Origin of the sequence: Methanosarcina barkeri MS (genome assembly GCF_000970025.1) — an archaeon.
GTDB classification, from domain to species: Archaea; Halobacteriota; Methanosarcinia; order Methanosarcinales; family Methanosarcinaceae; genus Methanosarcina; species Methanosarcina barkeri.
In genome coordinates this window covers 3,631,114-3,649,698 of record NZ_CP009528.1, presented here as the reverse complement: position 1 = coordinate 3,649,698, position 18,585 = coordinate 3,631,114, and the positions used below count along the sequence as shown (strand labels likewise).

13 protein-coding genes are annotated in these 18,585 nt (G+C 40.3%); all 13 read right to left on the bottom strand.

The features are described 5' to 3' along the window. Positions 1 to 1,192: 1,192 nt before the first annotated feature. The 13 genes from cobT to ftsZ all read right to left on the bottom strand — a co-directional run bounded on the left by cobT (position 1,193) and on the right by ftsZ (position 17,676). On the bottom strand, positions 1,193 to 2,242 hold the full coding sequence (gene cobT / locus MSBRM_RS14710) for a nicotinate mononucleotide-dependent phosphoribosyltransferase CobT (RefSeq protein ID WP_048121456.1): 1,050 nt from the start codon (positions 2,240 to 2,242) through the stop codon (positions 1,193 to 1,195). A gap of 604 nt (positions 2,243 to 2,846) precedes the next feature. Next, positions 2,847 to 4,289: a proline--tRNA ligase gene (gene proS / locus MSBRM_RS14705; RefSeq protein ID WP_048156195.1), complete on the bottom strand. Its 1,443-nt coding sequence runs from the start codon at positions 4,287 to 4,289 to the stop codon at positions 2,847 to 2,849. 336 nt (positions 4,290 to 4,625) lie between these two features. Further along, complete coding sequence (locus tag MSBRM_RS14700; RefSeq protein WP_048121452.1) at positions 4,626 to 5,267, bottom strand: ZPR1 zinc finger domain-containing protein; 642 nt, start codon at positions 5,265 to 5,267, stop codon at positions 4,626 to 4,628. Further along, complete coding sequence (locus MSBRM_RS14695; protein WP_048121451.1) at positions 5,264 to 5,644, bottom strand: cell division protein SepF; 381 nt, start codon at positions 5,642 to 5,644, stop codon at positions 5,264 to 5,266. The genes MSBRM_RS14700 and MSBRM_RS14695 overlap by 4 nt, the downstream gene beginning before the upstream one ends. A 170-nt stretch (positions 5,645 to 5,814) precedes the next feature. Further along, positions 5,815 to 6,300, bottom strand: coding sequence for an RNA-binding protein (locus tag MSBRM_RS14690; RefSeq protein WP_048156193.1), 486 nt, complete (start codon positions 6,298 to 6,300; stop codon positions 5,815 to 5,817). A gap of 152 nt (positions 6,301 to 6,452) precedes the next feature. Continuing rightward, positions 6,453 to 7,577 carry an MFS transporter gene (locus tag MSBRM_RS14685; RefSeq protein ID WP_048121447.1) on the bottom strand — a complete coding sequence of 375 codons (1,125 nt, stop codon included), beginning with the start codon at positions 7,575 to 7,577 and terminating at the stop codon, positions 6,453 to 6,455. 308 nt (positions 7,578 to 7,885) lie between these two features. Beyond that, a complete protein-coding gene (locus MSBRM_RS14680) occupies positions 7,886 to 9,073 on the bottom strand; it encodes an MFS transporter (RefSeq protein ID WP_230628921.1) in 1,188 nt (395 codons plus the stop codon). 969 nt (positions 9,074 to 10,042) lie between these two features. Then, entirely contained in the window at positions 10,043 to 12,484 is a 2,442-nt protein-coding gene (locus MSBRM_RS14675) for a sodium-translocating pyrophosphatase (protein ID WP_141706340.1), read from the bottom strand. A 329-nt stretch (positions 12,485 to 12,813) separates the two neighbouring features. After that, positions 12,814 to 13,002: a hypothetical protein gene (locus MSBRM_RS20600; protein ID WP_141706339.1), complete on the bottom strand. Its 189-nt coding sequence runs from the start codon at positions 13,000 to 13,002 to the stop codon at positions 12,814 to 12,816. Positions 13,003 to 13,477: 475 nt separating this feature from the next. Continuing rightward, positions 13,478 to 13,852, bottom strand: coding sequence for an AAA family ATPase (locus MSBRM_RS14670; RefSeq protein ID WP_052712910.1), 375 nt, complete (start codon positions 13,850 to 13,852; stop codon positions 13,478 to 13,480). A 544-nt stretch (positions 13,853 to 14,396) separates the two neighbouring features. Then, complete coding sequence (locus MSBRM_RS14665) at positions 14,397 to 14,855, bottom strand: hypothetical protein (RefSeq protein ID WP_048121446.1); 459 nt, start codon at positions 14,853 to 14,855, stop codon at positions 14,397 to 14,399. A gap of 35 nt (positions 14,856 to 14,890) precedes the next feature. Further along, complete coding sequence (locus MSBRM_RS14660) at positions 14,891 to 16,372, bottom strand: dihydropteroate synthase-like protein (protein ID WP_048156191.1); 1,482 nt, start codon at positions 16,370 to 16,372, stop codon at positions 14,891 to 14,893. Between the two features lie 125 nt (positions 16,373 to 16,497). Continuing rightward, positions 16,498 to 17,676: a cell division protein FtsZ gene (gene ftsZ, locus MSBRM_RS14655; protein ID WP_048121443.1), complete on the bottom strand. Its 1,179-nt coding sequence runs from the start codon at positions 17,674 to 17,676 to the stop codon at positions 16,498 to 16,500. Positions 17,677 to 18,585 lie beyond the last annotated feature (909 nt).

The window sequence follows — 18,585 nt, the reverse complement described above, 5'->3', positions numbered from 1 at the left end:
TGCCGTGAGTGCCTATCAATAAGGCATGCCGTCGCTTTCGTATTTACTTCCATCTTCATTTTACAGTACACATTTGAGGAAGTATAATCTTACTAAAAGGTAGCCTTTTTCCCCTTGATCATATAAAAAATAATTCATTTTGAGCTAAAACTTATATCCTATCAGGAATAATATATTTGATAGCTTGTTGTAGTATTTTGCAGCGAGGTCGGACAGGTATGATTTTTAAGCGGTCCAATTGTTTAGCTTAAAATGCCTTTATCTGGAGCCTGTCCGGGGGATTATGTGTTGTCAGTTAAAGGTCAAAAACGGCTTTTAAATGTAACTTCAAGGTTAGGGGCAGTAGTTTTCCAGTACTGATGGAGATTCTTTCAGGTCCGTTGCGACTGTTAGGATATCTTTTCGATCTTTTGGCCGCCTGATCTTGCAGTTTAAAAAATGGAATCCAAGGGGGATTAGTTACGAAACGGCTAAAAATATGCCCAAAATGTCATGCTAAACTGAAAATGAGTTCTGATGGAAAGATAGAGTATTGCAGTGTTTGTAAGTATTGGACAAAAGTAGGTACCGCAAGGCTCGATTCTATCATGATTTACGGATGAGGACCCTGCATGAAAAATGAAAGTATTTCTATGTTTTGCAGCGTATGCCAAACAACACTAAAACGTCAAGTCATGGGTTCTAATGTCTTCTATTATTGCCGAAACTGTGGAAGTATGATTTCGGAAGCATACTTATCAGGGGGAGTAAATATCTTCCACATTCAGAAACCGACATCTATAGATATGACATCTTCGCCTTCAAACCTCATGAAGACGTCTGAACATGTAATAAAAACCTAAACTGAAAAAAGGAGTTTAATTTTAAAAGCTGGAAAAATTAGCTTTTTAAGAGCTTCAATATCTCTCAAATTCTCTTTTCTAATTTTTAGTTATTATTACTAATTTTTGTGAGATGTAACAACTCCTTATTTCTTTTTATACTAATTATTGTTTTTTGAACAGCGTTATACATTTTGTGCTCTATCTTGTTTTTTGAAGTAATTATCACTCTTCTTTGACTGTAAATTTCATATATATTTCTTCAGTACTTCCTAAGAATAACCATAAAAATAATGAAAAAAGTTGAGTTAAGAAGATTGTTTAAGGAGATTCATTTTGGTAAACCCAGTCCAAAAGCTGTTTTTGTTTTTTCAATGTCCTGCTTTGAGCAGTTTGCAAACGTTTTCTACTTCGGACCTGAATTCATCCTGAGAGATCCCATAAAGGCCCGCAAGATACATTGCCCCACCAGCCCCTGCACCCTCCTTGATCGTGCCAGTCTCATACCTGTGAAGCCCTTTGAGTTCGGACTTCCCAAAACCAGGGTCTGCAACGTAGACTGCGGGTACTTCAAGTGTTCTGGTAAGTTCAATAAAGTTCGCGGATTTATCTTCCACAACATACCGGGTAGTAGCAATTGCCAGCTTTTCCGTATTGAAACCCAGGTGTTTTATCAGTGCATACACTGCTGCCATCTGAGTCCCTCCAGCAAGCACAACACTGACATCAGTGTCCTGAAAACCTGCAACAAGACCTACAACAGCTGGCATCATCGGATCTCCCATGCAGGTAATAGCTTTCATGGGATCATCTTTCAGGCAGCCAAAGGTCAGGCCTGATGCTTTTAAACCTTCTTCAATGACCTGTTTCTTCAGCTCAAGGGGATTTTCATTAGCACTGCTGCTGACATTTCCGTTGTATCCTAGCGCCATTAAAACTCCCATTGCGGTTGTTGTGCCGCCTGGAATGCTTTCTCCAATGACTACGTGATCCACCTGGTTTCTGAGTCTCCTGCCCAGGAACTTTGCCCGCTCATAGATTCCCTGTACATCATTGACTGCAACTGGTTCCCTGATATCTTCTCCAGGCTTTGCTTTGAGGTCAATGCATGGGACCTCCGGAGTTACAATAAGACCAGAATTTATGAAATTATAGGGAGCATCCGTAAGTTTCAACGCCGAACGGGTCATAATTGCAGGAGTAGGAGTGTCATAGGGAGGAGTCATGGGAAGAACGGGTACACTGATAATATTTCCCGTGTCCATAAGTTCCGCATCTCCTGCAGGCGTATAGTCCGTAAGTTCAGCCGTTTTTCCTGCAGCTGAAAGCTTGGGAATATGTGCGGTTTTGGTATTGGAAAGCACACATAAAAACATCGGTTTTCTGGGTTTTCTGGTCACTTCCGGTTCTATCCAGGCCATATCATATCTCCTTCATGCAAGCGTTGCTTGACCACGCTTTTTCACTCAACACTTTTTTTAAAAGGCTTGAGGAAATCATTGTGCCAGTTTATTACGTTGATAATGACGTTTTCGCTTAACCTTTTTTTAAAAGGCTTGCAGGCAAGCATTTTTGAAAAGTGTTAATTCTTTCTGAAATCCAAAGTGTTAATTCTTTCTGAAATCCAAAGTGTTAATTCTTTCTGAAATCCAAAGTGTTAATTCTTTCTGAAATCCAAAGTGTTAATTCTTTCTGAAATCCAAAGAGAATTCTTCAACTTACTATTTAATATTTATCCATACACAAATATAATTTAATATTACTCAAGTTAAGTTTACTTTATTTCTCTTTCTTTTCAGGCTCAGTCACTTGATCTCTACTGATCATTTATTCAAGATCAATTGAGTACGTTTTTATATATAACTAATTCCTGATAGTTTGTTTTCAGGTTCAGGCTGTAAAGACTCAAATAATAACATGCATAAAATAAAAAGAGAAAGATGAAAGCCGGAGCAGGCACTTAATAATTTGCTTTCCAATTTTTGCTAGATCGGCTTTCCGCTTGTGCCATAGCAGTTTTTTGTTTTAATATGTTCTTGCCACGTAAACACGGGTTTCGGTTTCTTCCCCGCATATAGGGCACTTTTCTTTTTTGCCTCTTTTTTGCTCCAGAGGAATTCCAAGAATTCCTGCACCGATCACGTTTTCCATAGCAAGTCCGCATTCTCTCTTTCCGCACCAGGGAATTGTTGCAACTCCATCCTGAATTTTTTTCTTCACTTCTTCAAGTTCAGTACATTCAAATATGCGGTTTTCAAGTTCGACTTTCGCTTTTTGATACAGGTGTTCGTGGATCGCCTCAAACTTTGAGCTTACGCCAGTTTCGATCTCAGGGAGCGGAATCTGTTCTTTTTCTCCGGTATCTCTCCTGACAGCTACAGCGACATTATTCTGAAGGTCTCTGGGCCCGATTTCAAGTCTGAGGGGTACACCTTTCATTTCCCACTTGTAGTACTTTGCTCCGGGACGAAGGTCACTTGCATCGATTTCGACTCTGATTCCGGCTTTAGTCAGGCGTTCCTTGACATCCTTGCAGGCTGCGAGTACCTCCTCGGCTCCTTTCTTGAAGATAATAGGGATAATTACAACCTGTACAGGTGCTATTTCCGGGGGCAAAACAAGCCCTTTATCGTCTCCATGAATGGAAATCGTAGCTGCGATTGACCTTTCGGAAATCCCGTAACAGGTCTGATAAGCATAACGCTGTTCACCGTCAGGGGTTTCATACTTAATGTCAAAGGTTTTTGCAAAGTTATCTCCCAAATGATGGACGGTACCAATCTGAAGGGTCCTTCCGTCAGGCATAATTGCATCAAGAGCATCGGTATAATCTGCGCCCGGGAATTTATCCCAATCAGGTCTCCTTGAGTGAAGCACAGGAACTCCAAGCCTGCGGTATATTTCAGTATATAGTCCAATAGCTTCCTTAACCTGAGCTTCCGCATCTTCCCAGGTAGCATGGACTGTATGAGCCTCTTTAAAGGAAGTAATCTCTCTAAGCCTTATCAAGGGACGGGTATGTTTTGTCTCGTAACGGAAGGTATTAACTATCTGATAGATTTTGATAGGAAAATCCGCATGGGACCTGACCCACATTTTGTACATAGGATAAATGGCAGTCTCACTTGTTGGGCGAAGGGCCAGAGGGATGTCAAGAGGATCTTTACCACCATGGGTTACCCAGTATACCTCATCTTCAAAGCCTTTAATATGCTCGGCTTCTTTCATGAACTCATTTTCGGGAATAAGGAGAGGGAAGAGAGCTTCCTGGTGTCCACTGTTGTCAAGAATTTCTCTTATAATTTTATAGGTGTTTCTTCGGATTGCAAAGCCGAAAGGATACCAGACATATAATCCTTTTACAGGATAGCGGACATCCATTATTTCGGCCATCCAAAGGAGTTCGTTATACCATTCGCTGAATTCCTCTTTTGGGGGGAGTGCTGCTTCTTTTTCGCTTTCTGCCATACCTTCACCGTATTATAGCAATCTGACATAATTCTTAAACTCTTAAATTGACCAAACAAACTTTCAAATTGATCAAACAACTTATTAAACTAATTAAATAATTTTTTAAATTGACCCGGTTTTCTTTCTCTCCGGAAATTCTAATATAAGGTTTTCCGGGAAGTCATATTTTGAGTGAGTGACATTTTGAGATATGGAACCGTGAGAACGTGGCATCCTGATGTGAAATTACTTTCATAGCCATCAGTATGCCTGTCTTTATGAAATAGAAGTTAATAACTATATTGGAAGTATGCCCTCGGAATTTATCAGGCTGCGAAAAACCGGAAAAAAGAATTAATCTCCGAGGGGCTTAACATTGTCTGAGACATCGTTTACGAGCTCGGATTTGTTAACATCGAACACGACCATGCCGGTGTTTAGCTTCTCGGCTTCTTTTTCGGAGAGTCTAGTAGTCTTTACCTTCTTTGAAATTATCGCACTGTTTCCAAGAGGATCTTCGACTATGACCGTAATTTTTCTCTTGCCCTCAATCACATCTTCAAGCATACAAAGGAGCTCCTCGCTGCGTGAGGATTTCTCTTCGTCTCCCTGTGCCCATCTGCTCGTGGTCAGAAGAACATCCCGGACCCGTTGCAGTACGCCTTCAATATTCGTTACATATGACTCCGAAACTGATCCAGGTTCGATGGTAACTCCCATTTCCGGGATGCGGATTGTACCTGAGGTTGAACGGATGACCCTTGCATCCAGGTCTTCACTGGTTTCAACTGGCATCTCATAGCGCATGGGCTCCTTAACCGAGAGAATCATGGTATCTGCAAAGCGGAAACTGCACTGACACCTTGCACTGATATACATGATCTCCCCGAAATAGGGAATGTTATCTCTCTGCCAGGTCATCACCAGATCTGCCTGGCATAGAGGACAGCAAATTTTTGTTTCAAACCTTTCCTGTTTTAAAAAATCCTGATTCAATATTTTCCACCAGAAATCTTGGATCTGTCTATTTTAATGCCTGTAGGGGTTACAATTACGGTATTTCCTTTGACCCCTGCGATATCCCCATGGACATCGATAATAACGTCTTTCAGCTCTTTTAAAACTCTATCTCTGAGCAGGTCATCGCCTCTAATGTTTGAAATATCTACTAGCAAGATGTTTCCGTTATAAATTTCCTGCTTGAGCTGAGATACCTGGTTGATATTCGAGACTTCTGCGATCTTCACATAAGTTTCTGCAGGCTCGTCCTCGAGAACTTCTTCATATTTGCTGAGATCAATCTCGGTGTAATCCTCGGGACTGGTTTGACTTTTTACATTGCTGCCAAGGAGCTTGTCGATGAGTTTTGCCATTTATGCGCACCTATTATATTTTTTAAAATTCGAATCGCAATGTCCTATATTGAAATCTATATTAATTAATTTTGCTATTATAAAGCTGATCCGGATTTTCATTCTATTTAAGGGAGGTCGCGTTTCCTGCCCACAGGTTTTTTTCAATGAAAGTAGATTTATGAGGACTATCAGAATTCCGTGTTCCAGAGATTGTCTCCTACATGGGTTATAGACTTTATGGCTTTGCCTGAAGTAGCTTCGACCATTTCCGGGCCTCCCATAATAGCTTTTCCAATTGCAAGAGGTTTTTGATGAGTCTCTTCCACTATGATTACGAGATCTCCTTCTTTTATTTCGGGGTCAGCTGCTACAACTCCAGGAGCCATGATATCCGCGCCGTTTGAAACAAAACGGATAGCTCCTTTATCCACGGTTACAACACGCTTTTGAAGTTCCATCTCAAGAGCTCCGCGGACAGTAGGAAAAAGATGTCCTTCTATTTCAAAAAGTAAAGGCTTGCCATCTACCAGAATGAGGGAGTATTCCTCAAGGGTAATTTTTTCCAGGGTTTTGTCTTCCAGATATGACAGCTCTTCGCCAAAAGTGGACACAAGATCTTTCAACATTTTGTTCTTGATATTCTTCCTTAGCTGGACTCTTGACTTTACTTTCAATTAATCACCGGATTTTCAAATGTTATATTTTATTTATAGCATAGGGTTTTTGTGCTTTTTAAAACTTATGTGGAGTTCTGGAGTTATCTGAAATCAATTTTTGTTATATTTTTGCATTTATACTTCGAGTGTTTGTTCAGGATTGGGTATTTTTATTCAAGTTTTACAAAGAACACTGAAAGCAGCGCAACTGCACTTCCAAAAAATAGGGTCTCGTAACCTAAAGGCCCAAGGAAGAAGCTCCCAAGAACCGGGCCCAGCCCGAGCCCTGCATAAATGCCGGTATTGAAAAGTCCCATTGCAAAGCCGCTTGAGTTGGTTCTGGAAACAGCCGTAATAAGCCCTACAACTGCGGCTCCTCCTCCTGCTCCTATAAGGAAGAAAGCCAGTAAAGGCAGTTTCACCGAGAGAAAGATACCTGCTGCTGCAAGGATTATTCCTGTCCTTACTATATTTTTATAATTGAAATCTGCCCTGCCTGCAATCAGGGAACTAAGCATTGCAGCCAGATAAGAAACTGAAATTGCCAGCCCGAGTTCGGGTTTTGACAGAAAGCTAGCACTGTAATCCGCATAGTTCGCATTTAACAGACCTGTGGTTCCATAAAGAAGTACCGAAATTCCCCAGATCTTTCCCAAATCGGTTTGAAACATGGTTTTCCTGGCGTTTATCAGGTAACTTTTTAATTCGGGAAGCAAAGAAGTATCCTGCTGACTTTTTGCAGGAATTTTGCTTTCTGAGTGCGTAAATTCTTTTCCGTATGAGATAAGGAGAATGCAGGAAAGCCCTGCAAGGAAAGTGAAGCTAGCTATTGCAGTTTTAATTCCAAATCCAGCAAGCACTCCTGAAAAGAAAACGCCTGCAGCTAACCCAGCATTTAACAGGAAGTTAAACTCCCCAAGGCTTTGCTGGCTGTCTTCCCATTCTGCAAGTATGGAAAAAGCTGCAGGAAAAAAAGCCCCGCAACCTACTCCTTCCAAAAACCTGAAAATCCCAAGAATCAATGGAATGTCCGAAAATGTAATAACAAAACCTGATAAAGCAGTAAGGAGCATTCCAAATCTGATTACCTTCAGGTTCCCGATCCTGTCTGCCAGAATTCCTAGGGGCACAAGAGAAAGAAAAGCCCCCATAAAGTATCCGGAAAAGATAAGGCTTGATACTGCAACACTTCCGCTATCTCCTCCAGCAAGTTCCGGAAGAATAGGGATTACTGCGTTTGAAAGCCCCTGGAGCGCAAAAACTGAAGAATAAAGTGTTAGTTTTTTGAAGTTCATAGATTTTCCAATTATAATTATATGTACTCAGCCCTATGCTGATATTTCATTCAATGTTTATTATTCCCTGGTTTCTAAAGCCGTTTACTTTTAAAAATTACTCTTATCTTGAGACCTACTATTATTCTAGAAAGTAATTTTATTTTAAAAACGGTTACTGTTTCTAAAGAGTACTCTTATTTCTAAAACCTCTTCCTGAATATCAGAAAATTCCGTGGGATAAATATCTTACGCAATATCCTCTGCTATTCAGTCAAAGGAAACTTATTGAAGTAAAACCTGGTTAAATCCCTCTATCAGAGGAATCTTTAACTCTTCAATATGATACCAACTGCAAGGATGCACCCGTTTGCTATAAACAGCTTTTCAAAACTCACAAAATCTATAAAAATTCCTGCAATAATTGGGGCAAAAGAAAGCCCTGCATATATAGTCGTGTTGAAAAACCCCATTGCAAGGCCTCTGTCAGTATTCATTCTGGCAACAGCGAGTGCAAAACCTACAGTTGCAACTCCTGATCCTCCTCCAAGGCTTGAAAATCCCAGCAAGGGATATTTTATTGCAGAGAGAGCACCAAGGGCTGAAAACCCCAGTCCAATTCGTATTAAGGTTTTTTCCTTTACTTTGAAATGTCCTCCAAACAAAGAGGTAATCATTGCACAGACATAAAGGCTGGAAATCGAGATCCCAAGTTGAGTTTTTGTTATAGTGCCCAGGCTGTAGTCAGGATAGTAGGCTACAAGCACTCCGATGGCTCCGTTAAGCAGAAAAGAACTGAGCCAGAGCCCAATATTGCTGCGGCTGAGGAGTTTCTTAGTTTCTCTGTAAGGCTTTCTAAAAAGGTCAGAGTTTTTCAATGCACTTGCTTTCTCTGAGATTTCAGGGTCAGCCAGTCTTCTGTGCCTGGAAAACAGGTAGATGGTCAAAAGGAAAGTGAGGATTGTAAAGACCAGGATCGCTCCTTTCAGGTAGGTGTCTGCCAGCAACCCAGAGAGAAATGCCCCTGTGGCCAGGCCAGCATTGAAAAGAAAAGTCAACTCTCCTAGATAGCGTCCTGGATTATTGAGTTTGGATAATATGGCAAAGGAAGCCGGTAAAAAGGCTCCGCAGGCAGAACCTTCTATAAACCTTGCAATCAAAAGAATCCAGAGGTTTTTGGAAAGCAGAATTGTCAACCCTGAAATTACTGTAAGAATGATACCTAGTGCTATGAACTTAAAATTACCGAACCTGTCTGCAAGAATCCCAAAAGGTAGCATTGTTCCCAGGGCTCCGAGAAAGTAGGCGGAAAATAACAGGCTTAAGGCGAACCCGCCAGAGGAATTATTACTCAGATTCGCAAGCTCCGGAAGGATAGGGATAACAGCATTCGAGAGTCCCATTATAGTAAAAGCTGCTCCGTAAATCAAAAGCCTGTGAAGTTCCATAGCAATAAAAACCCTTAGCCAGGTATTATAGTTTCTTGTCCGTAATTTCTTGTCCGCAGTGGCGTTCAAAAAACCGCTTCCCAGAGGTTAAAATACCTGGAGCCAATTTTTAATGGTTTTTTAGCTCTTGAAAGAGTTTTTATATCCGTTACACAAATATGCATAAGAAAAATCAAATCTGATTGTTAATCCCTAATTTATACTTTACTATAACATTTTTATTATAATAAATCGGATAGAATGCATAGCTATTTATATAATCAGTTTGAATAGGGGTAATGTGTAATGTGAGCGGGAAACTTTTTTCACATACCATACCCCCCACTCCCCATATGACCCCCCACTCCCCAACCCGCTCACACTACTTCTACTTATCAATTTGATATCTATCAATCAAACTTTTTTCAGATATAACTACAATCAAACTTTTTTTACAGACATGTTCACAATCAAACTTTTTTATATATTTCTAAAATTTTTTCTTACTTCTTAGCTTTTTAGTCCATTATTTCTTTAGAATTACAGTTCTATTTATTTAATTTCTCAGGTTCCACAATTCCTTTTTGTCACTCCATAACTTTTTTTGCCTTGCCATCGAAGAGAAAAAAATCAACGGAACTTTCTGACAGAAACCAGTCTTTACAGAAATTTGGTTTTGCAGAAATTATTTTTCGAAAAAATAAATTAAAACATAGGTTCAATGACATTTCATTTTTAAGATTAATATAATACATTTTTAAGATTAATATAATACATTTTTAAGATTAATATAATACATTTTTAAGATTAATATAATACATTTTTAAGATTAATATAATACATTTTTATGATTAATATGAACACACTTTCAAAATTAAACCAATGGGTGCCTAGGATTACCAAATAAGTATCTTCTCAAAAATGAAACTTCTTCATACTTAAAAAAGTTTGAAAATAAGATTTGCTGCTTCGTGAAATCACTGTTCAGGAGAAGCCTCACAACATCTAATGTTGTAAGGCTTGATCTCACATTTTGATTAGCAGCTAATAGCTACTTTGTTACTCTTTTGTCGGGATTCTCATTTTATAGAATGAACGCCAGACAAAGTACAGACCAATCAACAGGAATAAGCCACCTGCATAGGGAGCCACGTTTCGGAAGGACTCCGAAATCGCTATTTCCATGGCCAACAGGCCAAACAGCGTGGTAAACTTGATGATTGGATTGAGGGCGACTGATGAAGTGTCTTTAAAAGGATCGCCTACAGTGTCGCCTACCACAGTGGCTTCATGTAAATCGGTACCTTTCTCCTGAAGGTCAACTTCCACAACTTTTTTAGAATTATCCCAGCACCCACCGGCATTTGCCATAAACACAGCCTGGAACAGTCCGAATACCGCAATGGAAATCAGATAGGAGATAAAAAGCGCCACCGAATCATTTCTGGATATTGGAGCCGATAGACAGGAAAATGCCAGAGTAAAGGAAAATATGGTAATAAAAATATTGAACATACCCTGCTGCGCATATTGGGTACAGATCTTTACTACTTCTTTTGACTTTTCCGTGGATGCCTTCTGGCTGGCGTTTTCATCAAGCTGAATATTTCCCTTGATATATTCAACTGCCCGGTAGGCTCCGGTAGTTACGGACTGAATTGATGCTCCCGTAAACCAGTAAATTACACAGCCGCCTGCTAATAATCCAAAGATGGTATAGGGATTAAGCAGGGTCAGGATTTCTTCAGGTTGTACCCCGAGAACATCTCTAATAACAAGAATCAAGGAGAAAATCATCGTTGTAGCACCAACCACAGCTGTACCTATTAAAACCGGTTTGGCTGTGGCCTTAAAGGTATTTCCTGCCCCATCATTTGCTTCAAGATAATGTTTGGCTGTATCGAAATCCGGTTTGAAATTGAATTCTTTCTGGATCTGTTCTTTTACTTTAGGTATGGTTTCTATAAGCGACAGCTCGTAAATAGATTGAGCGTTATCAGTTACAGGTCCGTAACTGTCAACTGCTATGGTAACGGGGCCCATGCCCAGCATCCCGAAAGCCACTAGTCCGAATGCGAATATGGACGGATAAATCATTATCTCACTCAAGCCATATCCGCTGGCATAGTAGGCAACGAACATTAGCAAGAAGAAGACCATACCGATCCAGAATGAACTGAAGTTACCTGCAACCAGTCCGGAAAGAATGTTAAGAGACGGGCCACCTTCTCGGGAAGCTTTGACAACTTCAGCTACGTGCTTGGAATTTGGACTGGTAAAGACTTTTGTAAATTCGGGAATTAAAGCCGCTCCCAGGGTACCGCAGCTTATTATTATTGAGAGTACAAGCCAGAGATTCTCCAACTCGGCAGGCACTCCGGATTTAGGTCCCAGGATGTAATAGCTTACAGCAAAGGTTCCAATTATAGAAAAAATAGAGGTAATCCATATTAGACTGGTCAGAGGTTGTTCAAAATCAAAATCGTCTTTGCTACTGAATCTTGCCTGGCTAAGTGTTTTATTGATGTAAAAAGAGGCTACAGATGTAATAATCATGAGTATACGCATGACAAAAATCCAGGTAAGCAGGATGCCAGTCAGGTCAGGCTGTACAGCCAGAACTATGAAGGAAACAAGGGCAACTCCGGTTACACCATAAGTTTCGAATCCATCTGCGGTTGGCCCTACGCTATCGCCTGCATTATCTCCAGTACAGTCGGCAATAACACCGGGATTACGCGGATCATCCTCCTTTATCCCAAAAACTATTTTCATCAGGTCGGAGCCGATATCGGCGATCTTGGTGAATATTCCACCTGCAATACGTAAGGCGCTGGCCCCTAGAGACTCACCGATTGCAAAGCCTATAAAGCTTGCTCCAGCCAGGTCCCTTGGAACAAACAGCAGTATAATTAACATCATTATTAGCTCAACGCAGACCAGAAGCACGCCTATGCTCATCCCAGCATCGAGAGCGATGTTTAATAGTTTCAGGGGCTTTTTTTCCAGGGAAACGAATGCGGTTCTGCTGTTGGCCAGGGTATTCATACGAATTCCGTACCAGGCAACCGTGTAAGAGCCCAGTATCCCTAAAATGGTCCAGGCCATGATAAGCATTACTCCGCTCAGAGGCATTTTCTGAAGGAAGCCAAAGTAAAAGGCTATACATAAGCCGATGAAAACAAATAATATGCACAGCAGTTTGCCCTGCTGGATAAGATAAGTTTTACAGGTCTCGTAGATTGTGTCGGCCACATCCAGCATGGACTGATGAGCCCTGATTTTTTTCACCTTCATAAACTGGTAAAGGCCAAACAGCATACCTAATATACAGACTACGATGCCCAAGAGCAGCAAATGGTTTTGCTCTTGGCTTAAATTCGGAATTTTAAGATTCGCCTCACTGGCAGCTGCTATTGCCGGTGTTAGCGACATTACGGCCAGGCTAAGAAGGCTTTCTAATGTTGCCTTGACCACCTTATTTTTGGTTATAATCTCCATTTAGCCGATCACTTCTCTCATCACATTTTTGACAGATAAATTGGTTAAAGATTAATTTCAACGAAAGTGTAAGCAATTATCTTTATGGTTTTGTGCAGTTTGTGGGGAGTTAAGACCTTTTAAAGGTGTTAAACCTATATAATTGCCATTCCCCAGCAAACCTAAAATCCAAAGTATTATTTCTATACTGGCAGATAACTTAAACTAGATTTTCAGGCTTTTTTGATTCTTGTATTATGAGTCAGAGTGTGTATGTCTACACTATTACGATTTACCTCATAACAAGAACTTCAAAAATAAGTCTTAAGTCTATTATTTGATCTGCATTATTACTGATGCGCTTCATATGGAATTACCTCAAATGGAAAGGGCAGTACATGGCAATTCGTGACGTACTCCTCGTCGCAAAGAGTATGCTTATGCACATCATAGGAATTATAGTAGTGATAGGTAGTCATGATCAGCAAAGTCAGCTCTAATACTAACTTATAAATGTTCATGAGTCCTGAATCTATCATTTAATCCGGCTCGCAATTTTCTGATAATAAATTAATGCAAATTGAATTTTGAATTGTTAAAGCCTGATTTTGACAAAAGCGTAATCAGTTGCTTTTTTATATAAGTCTTTTTGCCCTTTTTCCGAGCGAGAATTTCTAAATTATTTTTATAATAATTTTCTCTTTTTCCTGATGGTATATATTTCCAATCTGAAATCCAAACAAGACACAAATGTATAGCATGTTGTTTGGACAATCTAAAGAAATGGAACTGCGACAATAAGAGTTTGCTGGGAGATAAGCCCTGTGAATTCTACAGTTTAACAGGTTCATCCTACGTTTTTTCAGTTAAGTTCCGATCTATGTTTTTTCAGTTAAGTTCCTATATATATAAAGATATCGACAAATTTCTGACAAAAAAAAGCAGTTCTATTTGTAAATTGTATTTTTTAAATATTTATATACCACACCAATAAGGTAATAAGTTTCCGGGTTCCTAGGAAGAACTAAAGAAAACAGAATTCTTTACCATGTCGTTAAACTGATCCTTGTCGATCAGCCCGGTTGAAGTGATAATTCCTCGGCCTGCGCATCCTACACCTGGTTCAGGCTCTCTGGATTCCACACATTCTATGTTGCTAAAGTCCGGTTGCACAGCAGTCTCAAGGTGAACTCCTTCATCTCCTTCACTTTTCAGAGTATCAAGTGCGATCTGGTTCAGGTCACCAGGCATCTCTCTGGTGGAATCTGCTTTCGGGTCACATCCTACAAGCAAGATTTTGTTGCCCATGGTAGAAAGGACCGCAACCATATTTTGCGTGGTAGTAGATTTTCCAATTCTACTTTTTCTATATATTGTTGTCTGTCTCATCTTTTTACCTTGGTTTTATTTACTATATTTTAAATTTAGGAAGCCGGTAACCGTTGTATTATCTTATACTATTTATATCTTTTCCACGACTCGAAACTTGTATTATTTTTTAATCACCATTCTTTTATACGCCTAAAGGAAAACGTTGTGTTATGTCCCTTTTCAAACGGCATGTTGAGTAAAAATAAAAATGTTACTTTTAAAACTAGTTCCAAAACTCAACCTTGCTTTTCTAAACATAGTATTTGGAATAATCAGGCAAGTGCTGGACCTTGAAAATTAAAAATAGGAAATATGGTACCTACTTTCCGCAGCTGTACACAAAAATATCATCGATTGTCTCAATACAGCAATAGATTAGCAATAAATTAAAAATTATTCCGTCCTTTAATTGATCATTTTGGGCAATTAGGTGAATAAATTCTACATCTGTGTATCTTTGCGGAATGTGGGATGAGAGAGTTAAAAGGACAAAAATTACTATCTATATTTTTCCGGTCAAACCAGAAAATAGACAGTCCAAAGTTAAACAGGTCTGGAAATCTCAGTTAACTCCCCTTACCTGCAGTAGCTGGAATTCGATCTCATCCGGGACTGTGGCCAGGAATATAAACGTATTGTACCCGAGTTTTTGAACTTCTTTAATTGCATTTGCCTGAGCTTCACTTAGCTCCCTTGTATCGCTTACAATGCAGAAAGATTTCCGATTTCCCGTGTTTACAAGGAAATTAAAGGCACTTCCGTGGGTGTTCAGGAACGCAACAAGATTTTTAAGTTCTTCCCAGGTGCTGCACATGTGAATATACTTGGACCCCATATTTTCCACATACCAGTCCCTGCTTACGTAAGAGTAGGAAGCATACTGTTCATTCAGCTCATCAAATGCTTTGAAAATTTTGTTAATATCCGTCCTCAAGTTTACCCATTTCCAGCTCTGTGTTGTGAAATAGCGGGATGCCACTATCTCAAAAATTACCTGTTTATCTTCATCTTCGAGTCTCATTTTTTCACTTCTTTGTTTTGTCTGTGTTTTTGCACTCAGAACACATCGTCCTGGGCATAACTTCTATTAAACTTCAGGGAAAGTTCGGCTTTCTCCAGTTCTCTTCCCAGATATGCGGCATGGTCCAGGCGGGAGACCAATTTCCGTTCAAGCAGCGTGTCCATAACTTCCCTGGCATTTTTCCCCACAACTGAAGCTTTCTCGTGTTCGGCTACAATCAATCCTCCATTTCCATTTATTCTGTCCGGTACTGTACGAATACGGATAGGGCCTGCAGGATCTACACGCCAACCTTTCGAAAGTCTGGCTTGAGTCGCATTTTCAGGGAGAGGAAAATCTGGACGCCTGCGTTTTTCTTTAATGCAGAGGAGATCAAGTCCGAGGTCTTTTGGTGAGCTTTCTCTTATACCGGAAAGCAACATCATCTCGGAAGCCCTTTTCAATTCTATAATTGAACCCTGCGCCTTGTCACTGAATTCAGGGGTAAAAAGGATGCTTGCTCCGACATCTGATCCTATTCCGCAGAGTGTAGCATTGACTCCTATGGTATCCACATCCATAAGCTCGGTGACATTGCCAACTCCGAAGAACACGGGAACCTCAGGGTACATCCTATGAAATTCATGAAAGCGTACGATGGATTCAGTTATATTGTGGCCCACCGGGTCAAGCACGGGATCGGCTATAATTTTTTCAATTCCAAGCCTGCGGGCAGCTTCAACGTTCCTGATAAGGCTTTCCAGACTTCTTTCCTCATCCGGAATTATAACAGCTGCAATTCCTGCCCTGGCAACGATCGGACCTGCAGTCTCAAGATTCGTGCTGTTGAGACTCAGTACAAGGTCTACTCCTGCTTCTACTCCTTCTTTTATCAGTTCAGGGTCAAGGGTATCTATGCTTACTGGAGTCTCTGTAATGGTTTTTGCAAGGGATACGGCTCTTTTAGCCTGCTCTGGCAGGGTATTAAGGGTAGCCCCAAGGTCGATTATATCTGCTCCACGGGCGATAAAAGCTTCGATTTTTGTCTGGAGTGTAAGAGCATCCATCTCCAGGGCCCCTACAATTTCTCCCATAACTTTCATGCGAGCCCTTCCTCCGAGTTTTACACCTCTGAGTGTCAAGGGGGAGGAGGCTTCTTCTTCCTTTTTCTTTATTAACTCGAGAGCCATCTCTTTTCGAACATCAGCAAGGAGTTCGCAGGCCGGAACTTTTTCGGAAAACTCGATTTTTCCGGCAAAAGAAAGTACAAAGCCAAGGTCATAGGCGTGCTTTGGTCCAAGCCGGATTTTACACCCCAATTCTTCAGAAGCTTTTGAAAAATCTCCTGCTACAAGTCCTGGAAGCAGAATAAGGTCATAAACTTTTAAAAGTTCAGCTTCCTGAAACGTTTTAATCAGTTTTCGAGGGGTGATAAAGGCAGCAATATCAATATCGGCTACGAGGATCTCGGCTTTTTCCCCGATTGCTTTCCTGACGGTATTTTCCGCAAGCCGCCCTGTTGCAATCAAAATTTTCATGTTTTTTAGATAGAAGCGCTAATAAAAAAGAGTATCTGTTTGAAACGCATCGGCAAAAAATATAAAGGGGATGAAAAGCCCTAAGCTTTCAGCTTTGATAATCCGGGCTTTTACCTGAGCCTAATTTAATTTATAAAATCAATGATTGACTCATCATGCTTCTTTCTAAAAGACCCTGGGGAATTTCTTAATCGGTCTGCTGTCATTCTTCCGAATCTTCTTTCCTTCATAGAGTCAGCTTCGGCTCTGGTCTCCAGAATTCCTGATTCTGCCTGAGGGCCCAGGATCTGGGCAGACTGCACACCTGTCATGATGGCCATTACTCTGACCTTACCTTCATAGTCCTCCCTGATCCTTGCGCCCCATATGACATTTGCACTTGGAGATAGTTCATAAGTAAGCATGGATGCGACCTCCTCAGCTTCCTTAAGGCTCAGGTCAGGCCCACCAGTTACATGGACAAGGCTTCCGGTTGCGCCCTTGTAGTCAACATCAAGTAGGGGGTGATTTAGGGCAGCCCGTACCACTTCAGTGCTCTTGTCCTGGCTTTTAGACTCACCTACAAGCATAACTGCAACCCCACCACAGCTCATGATAGTTCTTATATCGGCGTAGTCAAGGTTTATTAGGGATGGCACTGTGATAGTCTCTGTAATCCCCTTTACGGTCTCGGCAATTAGCTGGTCCATTACAGAAAAAGCCTGATCTATAGGGAGGTTTGGCACGTAATTAAGCAGCCTGTTATTATCAAGGACAATTACGGTATCAGCTGCCCTGCGCAGATCTTCAAGGCCTTCTTCCGCTTTGTATATCCTAGCTCTTTCAACTCTGAAGGGGCTGGAGACCATTCCTACAACGATTGCTCCCTGCTCTTTTGCTACTTCGGCAACTACAGGTGCAACTCCTGTTCCGGTACCTCCACCTAACCCTGCAGTGATGAAGACCAGGTCAACATCCTTTAACACTTCTTCAAGTGTGCCCCTTGCAAGTTCTGCAGCTTTCTTTCCTGTCTCGGGGTAACCGCCTGCTCCCAGCCCACGCGTGAGAGTTTTTCCCACTAGGATCTTCTTGTCAGCTCTGACATTGTCAAGGTGCTGTTTATCGGTATTAATACAGACTGTTTCCGCACCTTCGATTCCCATATTATATAGACGGTTTACAGTGTTGTTTCCGGCGCCTCCGCATCCAACAATCATGATTCGCGGTTGCCCAAAATCTTCAAAGTCGTCATCAGAGGAAGAATTCTTCCGATATTCTTTCTCTTTTTCACTGAATTTCATTGCTTCCTGTACTATTGACTGCAATTCTATCCCCTCGACTGGATTTGTGTTTGATTGTTACATTTGACTCCCCACCCTTTACATCGGGGGTCACATATCTTTTAATACTCTGAGTGGAGTTATGCGATAACCTTCAGAACCTATCAAAGATTTTCATCCGTTATCTTTAATAAGTTGGCACTCTGCCGAACTTAAATGTTTCGGACTTTTTAAATAATACTCTTAAATTGTTTATCAAGTTTAAATATGTCACCCATAACTCTAATATATCCACTCTTTTACTTTCCTTTAACATTTAATCTCAAAGATGAAGGGTGAGGAACTGCCAAAATGTTTATATATATAAACAATTTTTTTTTCCGAAAGTTCCATTTTCCTCAGCAAAGCTTTCCTGATTATCCAAGTCAGGGCAATTTTCATATTTTCTTTTCTTTATTATTTTGATGCCATGCTTGACTTCAGGGGCTAACACTGTAGTCATGATATTCGTTTTTGATAAAACTTCCTTGATAAAACTTTCTACTATGATCTTGAAATTAAATCAGACTGTTTATATTATTACTTTTAAGTAGAATTCCCCTCTTAAAAACTGTTTCGGTATCGTCCTGGAATTTAGAGGCTCTTGCTTAACTTTTTAATATAATGTTTTCTAAATAAATATAAACATTTCTATATTTATGATCTTCAGATTTTTTCCTAAATTTTGTTTGCTTAGAAAGCTTCGAATTAATTTATTCAGTGTTCGTGTTTTGGAAAGTACAGATAAAGAGGCAAATTAAAATGTAATAGCATGACAAAATCATAAAAAAATACCAAATCAATAAGAAAAATCAATATAACATGCTAAATTCCTACTATATGTTAATACACTAGAGCTTTGTAAATTCATAAAAAATGTGTTATAAGCCATAAGAAACGTTTTGAAACTTTAAT